Genomic DNA, 3,694 nt, shown 5'->3' with positions numbered 1-3,694 from the left:
TAATTTGTTCTCCCAAACTCTCCGCCCCAGATTACCAGCGTATCGTCTAGCAAGCCACGCTGTTTCAGGTCCATCACTAAGGCCGCCGAAGGTTGGTCTACGCTCTTCGCCATCGTCTGAATATCCTTCGGCAGATTGCCGTGCTGATCCCAGCCCTGATGGTAGAGCTGAATAAATTTTACGTCTTTTTCAATCAGCCGCCGGGCCAGTAAGCAGTTGGCAGCAAAAGTACCTGGTTGCCGCGACTGCTCTCCGTACATTTCGTAGATATAGTCCGGCTCTCGCGAAATATCCATCGTATCCGGAACCGAGGCTTGCATCCGATAGGCCATTTCGTACTGAGCGATACGCGAATTTATTTCCGGGTCAGCCACCTTTTCGTACTGAATGTCGTGCAGTTCTTTCAGGTAATCTAGCATTCGTCGCCGACTGCTTTTCTTCATACCCGGCGGGTCATTCAGGTACAGCACTGGGTCTTTGCCCGACCGAAACTGCACTCCTTGGTGCAAAGACGGCAAAAAGCCACTGCCCCAGAGCTTAGCGTACAAGGGTTGGTCACCCGTTCGCCCTTTGGATAGTAGTACGCAAAAGGCCGGTAGATTGTCGTTATCACTACCCAAGCCGTAGCTGATCCACGAACCAATTGACGGACGACCATTTTGCTGAGAGCCGGTTTGGAAGAAGGTAATCGCCGGATCATGGTTGATCGCTTCGGTGTGCATGGATTTGACAAAGCACAGTTCATCCACAATCTTGGCGGTATGCGGCATCAATCCGCTCACCCAAGCCCCGCTGCTACCGTACTGGGCAAAGTCAAATACCGACCCCGCCAGTGGAAATGATTTCTGCCCGGATGTCATTCCAGTCAACCGCTGCCCGCCTCGTACTGAATCCGGCAACTCCTGACCCACTCGCTCCTGCAATGTAGGTTTGTAATCAAATGTCTCCAGTTGAGAAGGCCCACCACTTTGAAACAGATAAATAACCCGCTTAGCTTTGGGGGCAAAGTGCAGATGGTCAATCGTACCGCCACCTCCGCCAACCGGGGCCGTTTTCCCAAACAGCTTGGTAGAGCCTAGCAGGGAAGACAGCGCGACACTGCCCAAGCCTAAACTGGTCTTCGTTAGAAAATCCCGACGGTCAATATGTTGGTTATGAAGGAGTTTCATATATCGATTGTTCTATTGTTCGATGGCTCTATTGTTGAGTGAGCGCGTAGAATAAATTTTTTATATTTTTAGGGTGAGGTTGGTGTATTTAATGAGTTGGTTGATCAGTAGGGGTAGCTGTTGTAGTTCAGTGAATATGTTTTTGTAAATACTATGAGAAACTAGCTTTCTGATCTTCGCTTTTTCGTTCCAATCGAGGCATTCCTTTAGTGAACCATTAGCGTAGCGGTAAAACTTAATCTTATCTTTTTTTCCGTAGCGTCCAAATCCCTCGGCAATATTAGCCGATTCACTATCTATCGCCCTTACAAATTGTTTGCCCACCGTGTCTTTAGCAAAATAGTCCCATCGAGTGACCTCTTCCCAAACCAAATTGCTCAAACGAAAAGCTACCCGATAGGCATCTATATCATTAAGCTGTAAGTATTTCCTATCTTCCATTTTTTTCTGTGCTATTTTAACAATTGAGCTATCGAGCCGGGCGCCGGGAGCCGGGCGCCGGGCGCAATCGAACCCTTATTCATTAAAAATATCCCCCACATCAATTTTCAGCCCTTTAATTACTTTGGACTCGATAGTGCCTCCGCCTTCCACATCCTGAAAGAGCGTATAACCAGAATCAGTAAGCTCGTAAACTTCTACCGTAAAGTATTTTGGGTCAACAATCCAGTACTCGGGTACCCCTGCTTGCTCGTAAATTTCTTTCTTGTGCACCCTATCGCGTACGACTGAGCCAGGAGAGACGATTTCTATCATCAAATCCGGTACGCCCATCACGCCTTTTTGCTGAATGATTTCTTGGTTCTGGGTGGATACAAATAACAAATCGGGTTGAGGGGCGCTGTACTCGCCTAAAAATACGCTGATGGGAGCGTACAGCACGCGACCTAATTTCTTTTTAAAAACATGACCATCAAGTTTTCTAAATAGATTGGCTGATACAACCTGATGTTTAGATTCGGGAGCAGAGTATTTCACAATTTCGCCGTTCAGTAGTTCGTAGATATAATTATCATCATCGGGAATTTCCATATTCAGGAATTCCTGATAAGTAACTCGTTCGGCGATTTTAGTATATGCCATAGCTTATCGTTTTACATTATTGAACGTGTTTGTAGTGCTTCTTTCTTCCACGTATTTTTTATTTCAATTTAACAATCGAGCTATTGAGCAATCGAGCAATAGAGCAATCGATCTTACCTTTTATACACTGCTTCATCATAGTTCACCAACGTATTCGCTACGATGGTTAGGGCGGCTAGCTGATCTTTAGGGATAGACTGATTGGGAGCGTATTCGCCTACTCGAAGTAAGCTATCGGCACTTGCAATCTCTTCTTCAAAGGCGGCTTTTTCTTCCTGATACAATCGTTTGAGTAAAGTTAACTCTCGCTCATCTGGCTCTCGGCTGGTTAGGGTCCGGAATCCGAAACGTAGCTGATCGTCCAAGTTATTTCCTCCCTCAGTTACCATGCGCTCGGCTAACATCCGGGCGGCCTCTACGTACTGAGGGTCGTTCAGCAGCACTAGAGCCTGTAACGGGGTATTGGTTTTTTGCCGCTTCACGGTGCATAAATATTTGTCTGAAGCATCAAAACTAACCATTGAGGGGGGAGGCGAACTGCGCTTCCAGATGGTGTATAAGCCGCGGCGGTACAAGTCGTCACCGGTATCCGGCACGTACTTAGTGACGTTCCGGGTGGCCAGTTCTTTCCATAATCCGGGCGGTTGATAAGGTTTCACACTGGGACCACCGATAGAATCATTAATCAATCCACTAACGGCCAGCGCATTATCTCGGATCATTTCGGCGGGCATACGGTAACTCGGACCGCGGGCCAGCCAAACATTCTCTTTATCCTGCTCCAGCAACTCCGGCCAAGCTACCGACGACTGCTGATAGGTAGCTGAAGTAACCAGTAACCGCATCAGTGCTTTCACATCCCAGTCCGATTCGCGAAACTGCACCGCCAGCCAGTCCAGTAATTCAGGATGCGAAGGAAACTCTCCCTGATTGCCGAAATCGTTAGAAGTATTCACTAGCCCCCGACCAAACAGCATCTGCCAGTAGCGGTTCACGGCCACCCGAGCGGTCAGGGGGTTATCTTTGTTGGTGAGCCACTGGGCTAAGCCCAAGCGGTTGGTCGGTAAATCTTCCGGGAATTCCAGTACCGAGGTGGGCGTAGACGGATATACCCGTTTGCTAGGTGCATCGTACGCACCCCGATCCAGCAAAAAAGTAGGACGAGGTTCGGTTAGCTCCTTCATTACCATTACTTCGGGTAAGGTGCTCAGAATATCGTTTTCCTCGCCTCGGGTCTGAGTGAGTTCCGACAGTAGCGAACGATAATCGCTATCGTAGTTTTGTAGGTAGTAATCCAGCAATAGTTCTTGATCTTCCGATTCCAGAAAGGCTACCAGTGCTTGCGGCTCACCATAAAGGGAGGCTACTTCTATCGCACTCAGTTTCTGACCAAATACCTGGAATTCATCTACTTCAATGCCTTCAATCGTCTCATCGTGCAG

4 protein-coding genes are annotated in these 3,694 nt (G+C 48.0%); all 4 read right to left on the bottom strand.

The window, feature by feature from the left end; translation table 11 throughout:
• Positions 1-1,169, bottom strand: a 1,169-nt coding sequence (locus WBA23_RS22895) for a DUF1501 domain-containing protein (protein WP_424584602.1), incomplete at its 3' end; no start/stop codon positions are given.
• Positions 1,170-1,229: 60 nt separating this feature from the next.
• Complete coding sequence (locus tag WBA23_RS22890; RefSeq protein ID WP_424584601.1) at positions 1,230-1,610, bottom strand: four helix bundle protein; 381 nt, start codon at positions 1,608-1,610, stop codon at positions 1,230-1,232.
• 75 nt (positions 1,611-1,685) lie between these two features.
• Positions 1,686-2,252, bottom strand: coding sequence for a Uma2 family endonuclease (locus WBA23_RS22885; RefSeq protein WP_424584600.1), 567 nt, complete (start codon positions 2,250-2,252; stop codon positions 1,686-1,688).
• A 113-nt stretch (positions 2,253-2,365) separates the two neighbouring features.
• Positions 2,366-3,694, bottom strand: a 1,329-nt coding sequence (locus WBA23_RS22880; protein WP_424584599.1) for a DUF1553 domain-containing protein, incomplete at its 5' end; no start/stop codon positions are given.

It is taken from the genome of Tunicatimonas sp., assembly GCF_049647865.1.
Classification (GTDB): Bacteria; Bacteroidota; Bacteroidia; order Cytophagales; family Cyclobacteriaceae; genus Tunicatimonas.
This window is presented reverse-complemented; position numbering and strand designations above follow the sequence as displayed.

What these genes read in the sequence shown, in the direction of transcription:
- WBA23_RS22890 (WP_424584601.1), bottom strand. Translation starts at nt 1,610, where the DNA reads ATGGAAGATAGGAAATACTTACAGCTTAATGATATAGATGCCTATCGG.
- WBA23_RS22885 (WP_424584600.1), bottom strand. Translation starts at nt 2,252, where the DNA reads ATGGCATATACTAAAATCGCCGAACGAGTTACTTATCAGGAATTCCTG.